This is a genomic window from Kribbella caucasensis, assembly GCF_004361855.1.
GTDB classification, from domain to species: domain Bacteria; phylum Actinomycetota; class Actinomycetes; order Propionibacteriales; family Kribbellaceae; genus Kribbella; species Kribbella caucasensis.
Map to the genome: position 1 here is coordinate 1 of NZ_SNWQ01000022.1, position 16,064 is coordinate 16,064.

At 69.6% G+C, this 16,064-nt stretch carries 15 protein-coding genes; 14 read left to right on the forward strand and 1 reads right to left on the reverse strand.

Annotation, left to right across the window (positions count from 1 at the left end; genetic code table 11):
- Positions 1 to 148: 148 nt before the first annotated feature.
- Positions 149 to 1,306, reverse strand: a complete 1,158-nt coding sequence (locus EV643_RS34280; RefSeq protein WP_133804363.1) for a DUF1015 family protein — start codon at positions 1,304 to 1,306, stop codon at positions 149 to 151.
- 24 nt (positions 1,307 to 1,330) lie between these two features.
- On the opposite strand from EV643_RS34280, the gene EV643_RS34285 reads away from it, so the two are divergent.
- From EV643_RS34285 to EV643_RS34350, 14 genes are all read left to right on the forward strand, one after another.
- Positions 1,331 to 2,431, forward strand: a complete 1,101-nt coding sequence (locus EV643_RS34285; protein ID WP_133804364.1) for an HAD-IIA family hydrolase — start codon at positions 1,331 to 1,333, stop codon at positions 2,429 to 2,431.
- A gap of 217 nt (positions 2,432 to 2,648) precedes the next feature.
- Positions 2,649 to 3,143, forward strand: a complete 495-nt coding sequence (locus EV643_RS34290) for a polyhydroxyalkanoate synthesis protein PhaF (RefSeq protein ID WP_133804365.1) — start codon at positions 2,649 to 2,651, stop codon at positions 3,141 to 3,143.
- Between the two features lies 1 nt (position 3,144).
- Positions 3,145 to 3,537, forward strand: coding sequence for a hypothetical protein (locus EV643_RS34295; protein WP_133804366.1), 393 nt, complete (start codon positions 3,145 to 3,147; stop codon positions 3,535 to 3,537).
- Positions 3,538 to 4,356: a TlyA family RNA methyltransferase gene (locus EV643_RS34300; protein ID WP_133804367.1), complete on the forward strand. Its 819-nt coding sequence runs from the start codon at positions 3,538 to 3,540 to the stop codon at positions 4,354 to 4,356.
- 54 nt (positions 4,357 to 4,410) lie between these two features.
- Positions 4,411 to 5,376: an NAD kinase gene (locus tag EV643_RS34305; protein WP_133804368.1), complete on the forward strand. Its 966-nt coding sequence runs from the start codon at positions 4,411 to 4,413 to the stop codon at positions 5,374 to 5,376.
- Between the two features lie 3 nt (positions 5,377 to 5,379).
- Positions 5,380 to 7,113 (forward strand): DNA repair protein RecN, encoded by a 1,734-nt coding sequence (recN, locus tag EV643_RS34310; protein ID WP_133804369.1) that lies wholly within the window; start codon positions 5,380 to 5,382, stop codon positions 7,111 to 7,113.
- A 97-nt stretch (positions 7,114 to 7,210) separates the two neighbouring features.
- Positions 7,211 to 8,392 carry a putative cytokinetic ring protein SteA gene (gene steA / locus EV643_RS34315; protein ID WP_133804370.1) on the forward strand — a complete coding sequence of 394 codons (1,182 nt, stop codon included), beginning with the start codon at positions 7,211 to 7,213 and terminating at the stop codon, positions 8,390 to 8,392.
- The gene (locus EV643_RS34320) at positions 8,389 to 9,333 is read left to right on the forward strand and encodes a copper transporter (protein WP_133804371.1); all 945 of its coding nucleotides are present in this window, start codon (positions 8,389 to 8,391) and stop codon (positions 9,331 to 9,333) included. The genes steA and EV643_RS34320 overlap by 4 nt, the downstream gene beginning before the upstream one ends.
- On the forward strand, positions 9,333 to 10,145 hold the full coding sequence (locus EV643_RS34325; RefSeq protein WP_133804372.1) for a hypothetical protein: 813 nt from the start codon (positions 9,333 to 9,335) through the stop codon (positions 10,143 to 10,145). Before EV643_RS34320 ends, EV643_RS34325 begins: the two co-directional genes overlap by 1 nt.
- Before the next feature lie 53 nt (positions 10,146 to 10,198).
- Positions 10,199 to 11,812: a murein biosynthesis integral membrane protein MurJ gene (murJ, locus tag EV643_RS34330; protein ID WP_133804373.1), complete on the forward strand. Its 1,614-nt coding sequence runs from the start codon at positions 10,199 to 10,201 to the stop codon at positions 11,810 to 11,812.
- The gene (locus tag EV643_RS34335) at positions 11,809 to 12,834 is read left to right on the forward strand and encodes a glycosyltransferase family 4 protein (RefSeq protein WP_133804374.1); all 1,026 of its coding nucleotides are present in this window, start codon (positions 11,809 to 11,811) and stop codon (positions 12,832 to 12,834) included. The genes murJ and EV643_RS34335 overlap by 4 nt, the downstream gene beginning before the upstream one ends.
- Before the next feature lie 21 nt (positions 12,835 to 12,855).
- Complete coding sequence (gene pyrG, locus EV643_RS34340) at positions 12,856 to 14,604, forward strand: CTP synthase (RefSeq protein WP_238165993.1); 1,749 nt, start codon at positions 12,856 to 12,858, stop codon at positions 14,602 to 14,604.
- The gene (locus EV643_RS34345) at positions 14,601 to 15,254 is read left to right on the forward strand and encodes an NUDIX domain-containing protein (protein WP_133804375.1); all 654 of its coding nucleotides are present in this window, start codon (positions 14,601 to 14,603) and stop codon (positions 15,252 to 15,254) included. Before pyrG ends, EV643_RS34345 begins: the two co-directional genes overlap by 4 nt.
- A 31-nt stretch (positions 15,255 to 15,285) precedes the next feature.
- On the forward strand, positions 15,286 to 16,059 hold the full coding sequence (locus tag EV643_RS34350; RefSeq protein WP_238165994.1) for a CPBP family intramembrane glutamic endopeptidase: 774 nt from the start codon (positions 15,286 to 15,288) through the stop codon (positions 16,057 to 16,059).
- Positions 16,060 to 16,064: the final 5 nt, after the last annotated feature.

The window sequence follows — 16,064 nt, forward strand, 5'->3', positions numbered from 1 at the left end:
AACCAACGCCGCCGAGTACGGTACTTCTGCACCCGGCAATCACGCCGGAGCACAGCCAGACCAGAATCGCTGCCCGGTCAAGTTTGAAGAGCCCGTTAGGGCCTGTCTGACGGTTCCCTGCGTGCTGCGCGGCACGCTCAGGCAGGCCCTAGTCGAGCGTGCGGAACAGCAGCCCCACGCGTGGCTTGGGGCCGAACGAGGTCGCCTTCTGCGGCAGGACGACGCCCCGCACGGCTGAGCGGAGTACCTGATCCATCTTGGGAGCGGTCAGCTCCACAGCGACCTGTGTGGGACCGGCGAGGGCCAGCGCGTCGCTCAGTGCGTGGTGGAAGCCGATCTCATTCACGTCAACGCCCCAGGCCGGCAGGAGTTCACCGTGCAGCAGGGAGACCGTCGGCTCCGGTCGGTGGTCGGTGGACCGCAGGGTGACCCACGTGGAGCCGTCACTGATCGCGATGCGGTCCGGTACGCCGTCCACGCGTCCGGGCAGCACGTCCCAAGTCGGAGGAGTCCGCTCCGACACCGTGGCCAGTGACAGACCAGGGACCACTCGGTGGATCGGGTCCAGGGTTAGTGGGTGCCGGTCGTTGTCCACCAGCATCGCGAGACCAGACCGCGTACCGGGTCGCTCTGGTTGGCGGCGGGACCTCTCCAGGTACGCCGCGTACCGGTGGTGGCCGTCCGCGATCAGGGCGTCGTGCCGGGCGAGTTCCGTTGCGATCTGGCGTAGTACTGCGGGGTCGTCGATCCGCCAGATCCGGTGGTGTGCGCCGTTCTCGGTGTCGGCGACCAGCCACGGCGTACCGGAGCGGGCGGAGTCCACGGCATCACTGGCGGCCCCACCACCGGCGTACGCGAGCAGGATGGGCTCCAGGTCGGCGTCAGTCGCCTCCATCAGCTGGAAGCGGTCGTCGACCCAGTGCGGCATCACGTCCTCGTGCGGGAGCACCACCCGACGGGCCGGGTCGAGTCCGAGCGATCCGACCAGACCACAGAGCACTGCGCCCTGGTACTGCTGCTCGTAGACGTACAGTGCGGGCCTGGTGTCCTGCACCACGATGCCGTCGTGCTGCCAGCCGGCCAGGCGTCGCGCCGGTTCGTCGTACCGGGCAGGGCCGAGCTCGGGGTCGCGTGGAAGGATGAGCCTCACCATGTTGTGCAGATCAGCGTCAGTCAGCCGCCGGACCAGGGCGGGTTCCAGTACGTCGTACGGCGGCGAGGTCACGGCGCCGAGCGCGCTCACCTTGCCGGCGACGAATCGCCAGGCACGGAACGGCTCCAATCGGAGCACCGGCGCCGCAGGCATGCGGGGCATCGTACGGGGGGAAGCATGACCGCGAAACGGGAATCGCCCGCGCCGCTCTCGGAGTGTGACGAACCGCTCGCCAATCGGTACGACGTGGCGCTGCTCGACCTCGACGGGGTCGTGTACGTCGGCCCCGACCCGGTCCCGGACGCACCGGATAACCTCCGTAAGGCTGCGAAGGAGGGCATGCGGCTCGGCTACATCACCAACAACGCCAGCCGGCCGGCCTCGGTGGTCGCCGAGCATTTGGCGTCGTTCGGGCTGGATGTGATCGCCGATGACGTGGTCACCTCCGCGCAGGCTGCCGCGAAGCTGATCGCGGACGACTTCCCGGCCGGGTCGCCGGTGCTGGTGATCGGCGGTGAGGGGCTGTACGCCGCGCTGGAGGAGTACGGGCTGAAGCCGGTCCGGTCGAGTGACGCGGATCCGGTGGCCGTCGTACAGGGGTTCCACCCGGACGTGAACTGGGTGATGCTCGCCGACGGGGCGCACGCGATCAACGAGGGCGCGAAGTGGTACGCGACGAACCTCGACCTGACGATCCCGACCGCGGGCGGGATGGCGCCGGGGAACGGGACGCTGGTGCAGGCGGTCCGGGCGGCCGTCGGGCGGGACCCGATCGTGGCGGGCAAGCCGGAGCCGCCGCTGCTGGAGACGAGTATCGAACGGCTGAAGGCGAAGCGGCCGCTGATGATCGGCGACCGGCTGGACTCCGACATCCAGGGCGCGAATGCCGTCGGGATCGCGAGTCTGTGGGTGGCGACCGGCGTGCATGACGCGCACGACCTCGCGCGGGCGCCGAAGGACCAGCGGCCGACGTACATCGCGGAGGGGTTGACCGCGCTGCTGGACAAGCAGCCGGGCGTGGTGGTTGAGGGCGGCAAGCACACGTGCCGCGGGTGGACGGCCGAGGTGGTCAACGGGTCCGCCGCGGTGAAGGGCGAGGGCGAGCCGTACGACGGGTTGCGCGCGATCCTGTCGGCCGTGTGGACCGCGGTGGACGAGCCGGCCAAGCCCACGGCGAAGTCGGTCAGCCGCGGCCGCCGCCCGCTCCCGAAGCCCACCCCCAAACCCGGCACCATAGCCATCGACACCGCCCTCCACCGAGTAGGCCTGGACAAGTAGGGCCTCCCCGCCTGACACCCACCGGCCCCGGCGGCATTTCGGAGGCTAGCCCATGAGGTGAATGGTTAGCCCATCGGATTCTGAGGGGGGTAACCATGAAGGTGCGAGGTTAGCCTCTGAGATTTCGGCGGGGCGGGTCTGGTTGTTGGGTGCGGGGTTGGGGTGGTGTTGGGGGGTTGGCGCGATACCGTTGCTGGGACGGACCGAGGAGGTAGTCATGGTGATGGATGCACTGCGCGGCTATGTACAGCTGGCGAACGGGCTGACCGAGGTGACCAAGCAGCGGGCACAGCAGGCGGCGAAGGCACTGTTGCAGCAGACCGGTGCCGACGCGCTGACCTCCGGGCTGACCGCCAAGGTGTCCGACCTGGCCGACGAGATCGTTGCCACCAGCAAGAGCAATCGCCAGTTGCTGCAGGCGATCGTGGCGAACGAGGTCGAGGGTGCGGTGGCGCGGCTCGGGTTCGTCCGGTCCGAGGAGGTCGCGGCGCTGACCCGGCGGGTGAACCTGCTCCAGCAGGAGCTGGCCGATGCGATGGCGAACGCGGCCGCGGCCCCGGCAGCTCCGGCCAAGGCCGCACCGGCGAAGAGCGCACCGGCGAAGAAGGCGCCGGTGAAGAAGGCGACCGTGAAGAAGGCGGCGGCGAAGAAGACCGCGACCAAGAGCACGGCGAAGAAGGCGGCCAAGAAGGCCCCGGCTAAGAAGGCCTGACGTGACTGAGCACCCCGGCGAGCAGGTACCACCGGCGTTCGACCCGGACGTCGAGCCCGGGTTCGGTCCCGAGCCTGACGAGCACACCCCGGACTACGACACAGAGCCCGAGCCGGAGAGCACCTACGACGAACCACCCGCCGACGACTTCCCCGGCGACTCCCCGACCGACCAGGCCTCGTATGGCGACCCGGCGGGCGATGCGGCGTACGGGGAGGCGGTTGAGGAGAGGGTGGGTGAGGGGGCGCATCCGTTGGTGGAGGAGACCATGGCTCGGCTGGATGGGTTGCGGGAGCGGCCTGTTGGTGAGCATGCCGAGGTGTACGCGGACCTGCACGAGCGGTTGCAGAACGCGCTCGTGGAGGCGGACGCCGAGTCCGGCGACCGTAACTGAGTGCCTAAGGGAGCTGCCAAGCGGCTGAGGCTCGACGCGGAGCTGGTACGGCGCGGGCTGGCGCGGTCGCGGGAGCATGCGAGTGAACTGGTCGCGGCGGGGAAGGTGAAGGTCTCCGGCACGGTCGCCACCAAACCGGCGACCGGTGTCGGCGCGGACGCCCCGATCCTGGTGGACACTTCTGAGACCGAAGACCCGGGATACGCGAGCCGTGGCGCGCACAAGTTGCTCGGGGCGCTGGAGGCGTTCAGCGGCGTACAGGTGAAGGGCCGGCGGTGCCTGGATGCGGGCGCGTCCACCGGCGGATTCACCGACGTGCTGCTGCGGAACGAGGCCGCGAGCGTGATCGCGGTCGACGTCGGCTACGGCCAGCTCGTCTGGTCGCTGCAGAACGACGAACGCGTCATGGTGATGGACCGTACGAACGTTCGCACGCTCACCCTGGACGATATCGGCGGCGACCCGGTCGACCTCGTGGTGAGCGATCTGAGCTTCATCTCGCTCACCCTCGTCCTGCCCGCCCTGATCGGCGTGGTGAAACCGGACGGCGAGCTGGTGCTGATGGTGAAACCGCAGTTCGAGGTCGGCAAGGAGCGGTTGGGCAAGGGCGGCGTCGTCCGCGACCCCGAGTTGCGCGCCGACGCGGTCCGCGGGGTAGCGGCGAAAGCTGCCGAGCTGGGCTGGGGCGTGGAGGGTGTCGCGGCGAGTCCGTTGCCTGGCCCGTCAGGAAATGTCGAATACTTCCTGTGGATACGCAGGTCGGCGTCACCTCTCGATGAGACGATGCTGCAGACCGCGGTCGAACGCGGCCCGCAATAACTAACCGTGAAACCGAGTGAATCGGCCCAGTGAGCCGATCGAAGGCAGGTCGGAGTGGAAGAGCGCGAGCCGCGGCGAGTGCTGCTGGTGACCCACACCGGCCGCGACCATGCGGTCGAGGTCGCCCGGGAGGCGCACCGGCTGCTCACGGCCGCCGGTCTGCTGGTCCGGCTGCTCGGTGAGGAAGCGGACGCGCTTGCCCTGGACCCGGTCGAGATCGCCAACGACCCGGAGAAGGCCGCCCTGGACGTCGAGCTGATCATCGTGCTCGGCGGCGACGGCTCGATCCTGCGCGGTGCCGAGCTGGCCCGCCCGCACGGTACGCCGGTGCTCGGCGTCAACCTGGGGCACGTCGGGTTCCTGGCCGAGGCGGAGGTCGACGATCTGGAGCGGATCGTCGACGTCGTGGTCGCCCGCACGTTCACGGTCGAGGAGCGGATGACGCTCGCGGTCGACGTGTTCGTCGGTGACGACCTGATCTTCGACACCTGGGCGCTGAACGAGGCGAGTGTGGAGAAGGCCGCGCGGGAGCGGATGCTCGAGGTGATGGTCGAGGTGGACGGGCGGCCGTTGTCGCGGTGGGGTTGCGACGGGGTCGTGGTCGCCACCCCGACCGGTAGTACGGCGTACGCGTTCTCTGCCGGCGGGCCGATCGTGTGGCCTGAGGTGGAGGCGATCCTGATGGTGCCGTTGAGCGCGCATGCGTTGTTCTCCCGGCCGATCGTGGTGGCGCCGTCTTCCCAGTTGTCGGTCGAGCTGGTCGCGGCCTGGCACGGGCGTGGTGTGGTGTGGTGCGACGGGCGGCGGATGGTCGAGGTGCCGCCGGGCGCCCGGATCCAGGTTCGCCGCGGCAAGCATCCGGTCCGGCTGGCGCGGGCGCACGAGGCATCGTTCACTGACCGGCTGGTGGCCAAGTTCGACCTGCCGGTGCTCGGCTGGCGCGGCACAGCGGCGGCCCGGAACGAACGCAACGCGGCGGCGCGCCGGCAACGCGATGAAGGTTCACAAGAGGAGACCTAGGACATGCTCTCGGAGATCCGTATCACCGGGCTGGGCGTGATCGAGGACGCCACCCTGGACCTCGATCCGGGCTTCACCGCGGTCACCGGCGAGACCGGCGCCGGAAAGACGATGGTCGTTACGGGTGTGAACATGCTGCTCGGCGGCCGCGCCGACAGCGGCCTGGTCCGGCACGGCACCCGCCGGGCGCGGGTCGAGGGCCGGGCCAGTTCGGTGCCGAGATCGATCGTGCAGCAGGCCGAGGAGCGCGGTGGCGAGCTGGACGACGACGAGTTGCTGATCGCCCGCGAGCTGTCGTCGGAGGGGCGCTCCCGGGCGTTCCTGGGCGGCGCCTCGGTGCCTGTGTCGGTGCTCGCCGAGGTCTCCGGTGACCTGGTCGCGATCCACGGGCAGGCCGAGCAGTGGCGACTGCTGCAGCCCGCGCGGCAGCGGGAGACGCTCGACACGTTTGCGGGCAAGCCGGTTCTCGTTCCGCTGGGGGAGTACGCCGCGGCGTACCGGCGGCATCGGGAGGTCGAGGCGGAGCTGACCGAGCTGACCACCCGGCAGCGCGATCGGCTGGCGGAGGCGGATCTGCTGCGCTTCGGGCTGGACGAGATCGCCAAGGCCGAGCCGCTGCCCGGTGAGGATGCCGAGCTGGCCGCCGAGGAGGATCGCCTCGCGTACGCCGACGGCCTCCGTACTGCGGCCACGACGGCGGCCGACGCTCTCGCCGCGGAGGACCTGGATTCGACCCGCCCGGGCGACGTACTCGGTCTGCTGGCGCTGGCGAAGCAGGCCCTCGAGGCGGAGCGCGAGCACGATCCGAAACTCGCCGAGCTCGCCGACCGGGCCAGCGAACTCGGGTACCTCGCGGCAGACCTGGCCGGCGAGCTCTCGTCGTACGCCGCTGACGTGGACACGGATCCCGCCAGGCTCGCCGTGGTCAGTGATCGGCGGGCCGCGCTGACGAACCTGGTCCGCAAGTACGGCGCGGACGAAGGCACGGTCGACGAAGTACTCGACTGGGCGAAGCGGTCGGCTGCAAGGTTGGCCGAGCTGGACGGCAGCGACGAGCGGGTCGAGCTGCTGGCCGGCGAACTGGACGAGTTGCGGGCCAAGCTGGCCGACCTCGGGCAGCAGGTCAGGCAGGCCCGGATCGAGGCCTCCGAGCGGCTCGGGGTGTTGGTGTCCGAGGAGCTGACCGGGCTGGCGATGCCGCACGCGAAGCTGACCGTCGAGGTGCACGAGACCACGGCCGGTCCGTTCGGGATCGACGAGATCGAGTTCTGTTTCGCGGCGAACATGGGCAGCCCGGCCCGGCCCCTGCAGAAAGCGGCTTCGGGCGGTGAGTTGTCCCGGGTGATGCTGGCCCTCGAGGTGATCCTGTCCGACACACATCCGGTGCCGACGCTCGTGTTCGACGAGATCGACGCCGGGATCGGCGGCCGGGCGGCGGTCGAGGTCGGCAAGCGGCTGGCCCGGCTGGCGGAGAAGGCCCAGGTGATCGTGGTGACGCACCTGCCGCAGGTGGCCGCGTTCGCGGATCGTCACGCGGTGGTGCTGAAGAGTGACGACGGCTCGGTCACCACGAGTGGCCTGGTCGCGCTGGACGACGACGGGCGGCTGAAGGAGCTGTCCCGGATGATGGCCGGCCTGGAGCACTCCGACGCCGCCCAGGCCCACGCCGAGGAGCTGCTCGCGCTGGCGGCGGAGCGGCATACCAGGCCGCGGAAGAAGTCTCGCCCAAAAGGATGATTTAACCCAACGCCACACGGGTATTCCTACGGGATTGACCCTCGCAGGCCGCAAATAGGCGGGCGTGGGGCTCTTGACATGGCAGGATGAGAGCGCGATGAAACTGCCCAGCCTGCGGAGAGCACGCCCTACTGAACTGCCCGGGACCGCCGGGGTGGTCCGGCTGGATCGCCGTACCAAGAATCTCACCAAACGGCTCAGGCCGGGCGAGATCGCGGTGATCGATCACGTCGACCTGGACCGCGTCAGCGCGGAGGCCCTGGTGGACCGCCGGGTCGCCGCCGTGGTCAACGTGGCCGACTCGATCAGTGGCCGGTACCCGAACCTCGGCCCGGAGATCCTGGTCGAGGCCGGCATCCCACTCGTCGACGGGGTCGGCCGCGAGGTCTTCTCGGTCCTGCACGAGGGTGAGCGGGTCCGGCTGCACGACGGCACCCTGTACCGCGGTGAGGAGGTCGTCGCCAAGGGGATCGCCCAGGATGACGAGACCGTCGCACAGCTGATGGACGACGCCCGTGCGGGTCTGTCGACCCAGTTGGAGGCGTTCACCGCGAACACGCTGGAGTACCTGCGCCGCGAGCGCGACCTGCTGCTCGACGGTGTCGGCGTGCCGGAGGTCCACACGGCGATGGACGGCAAGCACGTGCTGATCGTGGTCCGCGGGTACGATTACCGGGAGGACCTGGTCGCGCTGCGGCCGTACATCCGCGAGTACCGGCCGGTCCTGATCGGTGTGGACGGCGGCGCCGACGCCCTGGTCGAGAACGGCTACGTGCCGGACCTGATCGTCGGCGACATGGACTCGGTCAGCGACGACACGCTGAAGTGCGGCGCCGAGGTCGTCGTGCACGCCTACCGGGACGGGCGCGCGCCCGGTTCGGAGCGGCTGGAGCGGCTCGGCGTCGACTCGATCGAGTTCCCGGCCACCGGCACCAGCGAGGACGTCGCGATGCTGCTGGCCGACTCCAAGGGCGCCTCGCTGATCGTCGCGGTCGGCACCCACAACTCGCTGGTGGAGTTCCTGGACAAGGGCCGCTCCGGGATGGCGAGCACCTTCATCACCCGGTTGCGGGTCGGTGCCAAGCTGGTCGACGCCAAGGGTGTCGGCCGGCTGTACCGGAGCCGGGTCTCTACCTTCCAGGTGGTCGCGTTGATCGTGGCCGGCCTGTTCGCGCTCGGGGTGGCGATGGTCGCCATCGGCGCCGACGACGTGCTCTGGTCGATCCTGCGGGCGCGCTGGAACGACCTCGTCTACTGGATCCGGGAGCTGTTCACGTGATCGACTTTCGCTACCACATCGTCTCGATCGTGGCGATCTTCTTCGCACTCGGCGCCGGCGTGGTGCTCGGCGCCGGCCCGCTGAAGGGCACCGGCAGTGAGATCGTCCAGAGCCAGGCCGACCGGGACCGGGCCGCGCTCGAGGACGCCCGGGCCGAGCTGATCGAGGTCAAGGCACTGGACAAGTACCGCGACGACTACGTGGCCAAGGTGACCGCCGGGCTGACCGACGGCAAGCTGACCGGCAAGAAGGTCGCGATCGTGACGATGCCGTCCGCCGACGGCGACATGACCAACGCGGTGTCCGACGCGATCGAGAAGGCCGGCGCGCAGGTGACCACCCGGGTCTCGCTGGACAGCAAGCTGTTCGACCCCGGTCAGCGCCAGCTGGTCGAGCCGCTGGTGAACGAGCTCGTCACCGCGGACGTCACGTTCCCGAGCGACAGTACGACGTACCAGCGGGCCGGCCTGATCCTGGCCCGCGGCATCGTCGCCCGCGAGGAGGGCAAGACGCTGGACTCGGAGTCCACCAAGATCCTCAGCGGGCTGACCGATTCGAAGCTGCTGTCGCTGAAGCCGACGCCGAAGGACCGGGCCAGCCTGGTCGTCGTGATCGCCGCTAAGCCGCCGACCCCGGCCCCGGACAACTCGTCGTACGACGACGCGGTGAACTTCATCACCGGGCTCGACCTCGGCAGCGCCGGTTCGGTGGTCGCGGGCAATCCGGACAGCGCGCAGAACGGCGGCCTGGTGAAGGCTCTGCGCGGCAACTCCGACGCGACCGAGGTCGTCTCGTCCGTGGACGTCGCGAACATGCCGAGCGGGCAGGCGACCGTCGTCTTCGCGCTGGTCGAGCAGACCGGCGGCAAGGCCGGGCAGTACGGCGGCGTGGACGCGAAGAACGGGGTCGCCCCGTCCGCGGTGCAGGCGAAGGAGAACTGATGGGCTTCCTCGGTGCTGTGGTCGCGGCTGCGGCCACGGCGGGACTCGAACGGGCCGCTGCGAAGCTGCCTAAGGAGAAGCGCGAACCTTTCGAGCGGACAAACCATCGCGGTGAGACGGTCACGCTGCTCGAAGGACCGGTCGCCGTTATCGGCGCGCTCGCTGGTGTCGCGGCGGGTGGTTCTGACGGTCGGGTGAAGGCCGCTGCCCTGCTGGCTGGGTCTGTATCGGGTGCCGTCGGCGCGTATGACGATCTGGCGGGAACGACTGATACCAAGGGATTCCGGGGTCATCTCTCGGCTCTTCGCCGCGGTGAGGTGACCAGCGGGGCGGTGAAAATCCTTGGCGTCGGCGCGGCTGGGTTGGCGGCTGCGGCTTTGTTGCCTCGTCGCTCCAAGGGGGTAGGTGCGGTCGCCGGGATCGTTGCCGACGGCGCCTTGATCGCCGGTGCGGCGAACCTCGCGAATCTGCTGGATCTCCGTCCGGGCCGGGCGCTGAAGGCCGTCACCGCGGTGAGCGCACCGGTCGCTCTGACCGGAAGTGGTCCCGCCGCAGCGGTCGTCGGCGCGGCGGCCGCAGCGGCTCCGTCGGACCTGGGCGAGCGATCGATGCTGGGAGACTGCGGTGCCAACGGACTCGGCGCGATCACCGGTACTGCGCTGGCGGCGTCGCTGCCGCGTCCGCTCAAGGTGCTGGCGCTCGGTGCGGTGGTGGCGCTCAACCTGGCCAGTGAGAAGGTCAGCTTCACCAAGGTGATCGCCGGGAACCCGGTGCTGGACAAGATCGACCAGTGGGGCCGACGACCCAGGTGAGCGGGCCGGCTTCAGCCCAGCCGCTTCTCCAGCCCCGATGAGGTGAGCGGACTGTGAGCACAGGTGGCCGGGTCGCTCGGGCGGCCTTACTGGTCGCCGGGGTGACCGTGCTGGCTCGGGTCGTTGGGTTCGGCCGGTGGCTGGTCTTCTCGAAAACGGTCGGCGCGGGGTGTCTGGCCGAGGCGTACGCGACGGCGAACCAGTTGCCGAACGTGCTGTTCGAGATCGTCGTCGGTGGTGCGCTGGCCGGTGCGGTGATCCCGGTGCTGGCCGGTCCGGTGGCTCGTGGCGATCGGGCCGCGCAGGGGCGGATCATCGGTGCGCTGCTGACCTGGTCCGTGGTGTTGCTGGCCCCGTTCGCCTTGCTGGCTTGGCTTTTGGCCTCGCAGTACACGTCGGCCATGCTTGACGCGGGGCCGGAGTGCGGTGGGTCCGCGGAGACGGCGACGCGGATGCTGGTGATCTTCGTACCGCAGGTGTTCGGGTATGCGGTGGCGGTGATCGCGACCGCCGTACTGCAGTCGCACCACCGGTTCGCGGCCGGTGCGCTGGCGCCGTTGGTGTCCAGTGTGGTTGTCATCGGCACCTACCTGATCTTCGCCGCGCAGGCTCCGCGTGCGGATGAGGCGTCGCGGTCGGCAGCCGATCTGCTGGCCTGGGGAACGACTGCCGGTGTGGCGGCTCTGGCGCTCACCGTCCTGCTGCCGATGCTGGCCTTGCGCATCCCTGTGCGGCCGACCTTCCGGTTGGATCCTGGTGTCGGCCCGGTACTGCGCCGGCTGGCTCTGGCCGGTCTCGCGGTACTGGTGGCGCAGCAGCTCGCGTTCCTCGCCGCGACCTACCTGGCGAACCATCGGGGCATCCCGGGCAGCATCGCCGTCTACACGTGGGCCAACGCGGTCTACGTGCTGCCGTACGCCGTACTGGCCGTGCCGATCACGACTGCGGTCTTTCCGCGGCTCGCGGCTGCCTTTGAGGCTCGGGACACGGCAGGCTTCGAGCTGTTTGCTTCGACCTCCACGCGGGCCGTCATGCTGGCCGGGGGAGCTGGGGCTGCGTTGCTGGTCGGTACTGCGGTGCCCGTGGCGCGGGTCTTCGCGTACGACGACGGGCGGGTGCAAGAGGCGCAGGCGTCGTCCCTGGTGGACGGACTGTTTGCCTTCGCGCCGGCCCTGATCGGATTCGCTGTGCTCATGCACGTCGGCAGAGTGCTCTACGCACGCCAGGCAGGGCGCAGCGTCGCAGTGGTCACCGGTACGGCGTGGTTGGTGGTGGCCGCGGTCGGCTTCCTGCTGTCGCTGCGGTGGGACGGCGGTGGTGTGGTCTTCGCCCTGGCCGCGGCGATGTCGGTCGGGATGCTCGCCGGAGCGGTCGTACTCCTGGTCGTCCTGCGTCGCGCGGCCGGACCTGCTGTGCTCAGTGGGCTTCCGCGGGCAACGGTCGCCGCTCTGGTTGGTGCGGTGCTTGCTGCAGCAGTCGGCTGGTTCATCTCGCTGCCGTCCGGTGACGGAAGTTGGGGCAGTGGACTGGTGTTCTCGGTCCTGTCCGGGTTGGCTGTGGTGATCGTGTACGCCGGTGTCGTGGTCGCCCTGGATCGGCAGGACGCCCGAGCCCTGTTGCGCCGGGGCGTGCCGACAAGTGCTGTTACTGGAGAGGAGAAGCGATGAGGATCGGCCTGCTGCTGGCGGAGTCCCGGGGCGGGATCGGTCAGCACGTCGCCTCGCTGGTGCCGCGCTACCTGAACGCCGGCCACGAGGTGCTCGTGTGCGCACCGCCGGGCACAGCCGACCACTTCGACTTCAGCGGCGCCACTGTGGTCGGTCAGGCCGTAGGGCTGCGTGGATCCGACGTGGTGCACGCACACGGCTACCGGGCCGGGATGACCGCTCTGCGCGACCGGTCGCACCTCCGGCCGCTCGTGGTCACCTGGCATAACGCGGTCATCACCAGCGGTCCCCGGGGACTGGTGATGCGGCTCGGGCAGCGGTTGGTGGCCAGGGGAGCTGACCTGACCCTCGGGGCATCGTCCGACCTGGTCGAGCTGGCCCGGAGCCTCGGCGCTCGGCAGGCCAGGTTGGCGCCGGTTGCCGCGCCTGCGATCCCTGAGGTCCGCAAGCCGTCCGCGGCTGTGCGGGAGGAGTTGGGGATCGGGGATGCCCCCCTCGTACTGACTGTGGGTCGTCTGGCGCCGCAGAAGGACTACCCGACGCTACTGTCCGTGGCCGCGGACGTTGCGAGGGGCAACCCCGAGGCAGTGTTCGCCGTGGTGGGTGACGGACCGCTGCGGGACAACCTGCAGGCGCGGATCGATGCGGAGAACCTCCCCGTACGACTCCTGGGCCACCGGGACGACGTACCGGATCTCTTGGGGGCGGCTGACGTGTTCCTGCTCACGTCTCACTGGGAGGCGCGGGCTCTGGTGCTGCAGGAGGCCCTCCAGGTCGGCGTACCGGTGGTGGCGACCGCTGTCGGGGGAGTGCCCGAGTTGGTCGGCGACAGCGCGGTACTGGCGTTTCCAGGCGATGCGGGCGGCCTGGCGGACGGCGTACGGAAGGTGCTGGCTGATCCGGAGGCCGCGGCCGCTATGCGGACAGAAGGACTGCAGTTGGCCGCTGGATGGCCGGACGAGGACACGGTGGCGAAGAATCTGCTCGATATCTACGCGGGTCTCGTCGCGACCAGTGCTTGACAGCAGGTAGGCTGAAGGCCCGTGGACAGGGCTTCGAACTCCCAGCAGACCAAGCACGTATTCGTCACCGGTGGCGTGGCATCCAGTCTCGGCAAGGGGCTGACAGCGTCAAGCCTCGGCAGTCTGCTGACGGCGCGGGGCATCCGGGTCACCATGCAGAAGCTGGATCCGTATCTGAACGTGGATCCCGGCACCATGAATCCGTTCCAGCACGGCGAGGTGTTCGTCACCAACGACGGCGCCGAGACCGACCTGGACATCGGGCACTACGAACGTTTCCTCGACCGGGATCTCTCCCAGGTCGCCAACGTCACCACCGGCCAGATCTACTCGTCGGTGATCGCCAAGGAGCGGCGCGGCGAGTACCTGGGCGACACCGTCCAGGTCATCCCGCACATCACCAACGAGATCAAGGACCGGATGCTGGCGATGGCCGGTCCGGATGTCGACGTCGTGCTGCACGAGATCGGCGGCACGGTCGGCGACATCGAGTCGCTGCCGTTCCTCGAGGCGGCGCGCCAGGTCCGGCACGACGTCGGCCGCGACAACGTGTTCTTCCTGCACATCTCGCTGGTGCCGTACATGGCGCCCAGCGGTGAGCTGAAGACCAAACCGACCCAGCACTCGGTCGCGGCGCTGCGCTCGATCGGTATCCAGCCGGATGCCATCGTGTGCCGTGCGGACCGGCCGATCCCGGACAGCGTGAAGCGGAAGATCTCGCTGATGTGCGACGTGGATGTCGAGGCCGTCGTCGCCGCGGTAGACGCGCCGAGCATCTACGACATCCCCAAGGTGGTGCACGCCGAGGGCCTCGACGCGTACGTCGTACGCCGGCTGAACCTGCAGTTCCGGGACGTCGACTGGACCCGCTGGGACGAGCTGCTCCGGGTCGTGCACCACCCGAAGGACCACGTGACCGTCGCCCTGGTCGGCAAGTACATCGACCTGCCGGACGCCTACCTGTCCGTCGCGGAGGCGCTCCGCGCGGGCGGGTTCGACAACGACGCGAAGGTCGAGCTGCGCTGGATCGCGTCCGACGAGTGCGCGACCCCGGAGGCGGCCGCGAAGCTGCTCGGCGACGTGGACGCGATCTGCATCCCGGGCGGGTTCGGCGTCCGCGGGATCGAGGGCAAGATCGGCGCGATCCGATTCGCCCGCGAGGCCGGCATCCCGATCCTCGGGCTGTGCCTCGGCCTGCAGTGCATGGTGATCGAGGTGGCGCGCAACCTGGCCGGCCTGCTGGAGGCGAACTCCAGCGAGTTCGACCCGGACGCCGACCAGCCGGTGATCGCGACGATGGAGGAGCAGAAGCACATCGTCTCCGGATCCGGCGATCTCGGCGGCACCATGCGGCTCGGCCTCTACCCGGCGAACCTGGCCGACGGCTCGATCGTCCGCGACCTGTACGGCGCTCCGTCGGTCCAGGAGCGGCACCGGCACCGGTACGAGGTGAACAACGCGTACCGGGACAAGCTGGAGACGGCCGGCCTGGTTTTCAGCGGGTTGTCGCCGGACAACGAGCTGGTCGAGTTCATCGAGCTGGAACGGTCGCAGCACCCGTACTTCGTCGCCACCCAGGCGCACCCCGAGCTCCGGTCCCGGCCGACCAAGCCGCATCCGTTGTTCTCCGGGCTGATCGCGGCCGCACTGGTTCGGCAGCGCGAGTCCCGGCTGCCGGTGGAAGAGGTCCCCGCCGCCAAGGAGCCGGTCAAGGTTCCCTCTGGTCGCGGAGATGCGGTCGCCGGCGCCGGTCGGGCGAAGGCTCGATGACGGATCGGCCGGAGCTCCGGTACGGTTCAGGACTCGCCGACGAGCGCGAGTCCTGGCCGGTACTGGACTCGTCGACCGTGCACGAGACCGGCCGGGTGATCTCGGTACGCCGGGATCACGTGTCGCCGCCGAACGGGGGTGAGACCTTCACCCGTGACGTCGTGGTCCACCCCGGCGCGGTCGGCGTGGTCGCGCTGGACGGGGAGGACCGGATGCTGCTGGTCCGCCAGTACCGTCATCCGGTGGGTTATCGGCTGTTGGAGCCGCCCGCCGGGTTGCTCGACGTACAGGGCGAGGCGTACCGGATCGGTGCCGAACGCGAACTCTGGGAAGAAGCCGCCACCAAGGCCGCCGACTGGCGCATCCTAGTCGACGCGTTCACCTCACCCGGTCTGACCAGCGAGGCGGTCCGCATCTTCCTCGCCCGAGACCTGTCGGCGGCAGACGAAACCTACGACCGCCTCCACGAGGAAGCCGACATGGAAACGGTCTGGGCTCCCTTGGAAGACGTGGTCAAGGCGGTACTGGCGGGCGACCTCCACAACCCCGTCCTGGTGATGGGCTCCCTCGCAGCCTGGACCGCCCTCCACGGCAAAGGCTTCGACGCCCTCCGCCCCGCCGACTCCCCCTGGCCCGCCAAAGACAGCTGAGCTGTTTTGGGTTGGGTGGGATCATCTGGGGGTGAGCACAGCGCGGCAGCCGGAGGTGCGGCGCCGGGTTCTGGGGGGGGAGGTTTGGCTGGTTCTTGCGCTGTCGCTCGGCGCGTCCGCGGTGGCCGCATCCATCACCTTCATCGGTGTGCTCACCTCGGGCCAGGGGTTGAGCAGCCAGACGGCCGTGATCGTGGGTTCGCGGGCGCCGGGGCGTCCGTGGCTGAACCTCGCCTGGCAGCTGTTCGCGCTGGTGAGGGCGCTGGTACCGGTCGCGTTGGTCGCGCATCTGATGGCTCGTGGTGGTGAGTCGCTTCGGACGTTGGGATTCGACCTGCGCGACCGCAGACGTGACCTGATCCGCGGGACCGTCATTGCCGCCTGTGTCGGCGGGGCCGGCCTGGCGTTCTACCTCGCCGCGTACGCGTCCGGCGTCAACCTGACCGTCGATCCCGCGCAACTCCCGGGCGCTTGGTGGCGGATCCCGGTCCTCATCGCCGTCGCGGTACAGAACGCCATGCTCGAGGAGGTCATCGTCCTCGGCTATCTCAACCGGCGGCTGGACCAACTGGGGTGGTCGACCGCTCGCAGTACCACGGCCAGCGCGGTACTGCGCGGGTCGTACCACCTGTACCAGGGACTCGGTGGCTTCGCCGGCAACGTGGTGATGGGCGTCCTCTTCTGCCACCTGTACCGCCGGTGGGGACGGGTGATGCCGCTGGTCGTCGCCCACACCCTGATCGACACCGCCGCCCTGATCGGCGCCACCTACCTCATCGGCAAGGTCGGCTGGCTCCCCGGCTGAACGGC

Excerpts from the sequence above, each read along its gene's own strand:
- EV643_RS34285 (WP_133804364.1), top strand. The coding sequence starts at position 1,331 with ATGACCGCGAAACGGGAATCGCCCGCGCCGCTCTCGGAGTGTGACGAA.
- recN (WP_133804369.1), top strand. The coding sequence starts at position 5,380 with ATGCTCTCGGAGATCCGTATCACCGGGCTGGGCGTGATCGAGGACGCC.
- EV643_RS34290 (WP_133804365.1), top strand. The coding sequence starts at position 2,649 with ATGGTGATGGATGCACTGCGCGGCTATGTACAGCTGGCGAACGGGCTG.
- EV643_RS34280 (WP_133804363.1), bottom strand. The coding sequence starts at position 1,306 with ATGCCTGCGGCGCCGGTGCTCCGATTGGAGCCGTTCCGTGCCTGGCGA.
- steA (WP_133804370.1), top strand. The coding sequence starts at position 7,211 with ATGAAACTGCCCAGCCTGCGGAGAGCACGCCCTACTGAACTGCCCGGG.
- EV643_RS34335 (WP_133804374.1), top strand. The coding sequence starts at position 11,809 with ATGAGGATCGGCCTGCTGCTGGCGGAGTCCCGGGGCGGGATCGGTCAG.
- EV643_RS34325 (WP_133804372.1), top strand. The coding sequence starts at position 9,333 with ATGGGCTTCCTCGGTGCTGTGGTCGCGGCTGCGGCCACGGCGGGACTC.
- EV643_RS34345 (WP_133804375.1), top strand. The coding sequence starts at position 14,601 with ATGACGGATCGGCCGGAGCTCCGGTACGGTTCAGGACTCGCCGACGAG.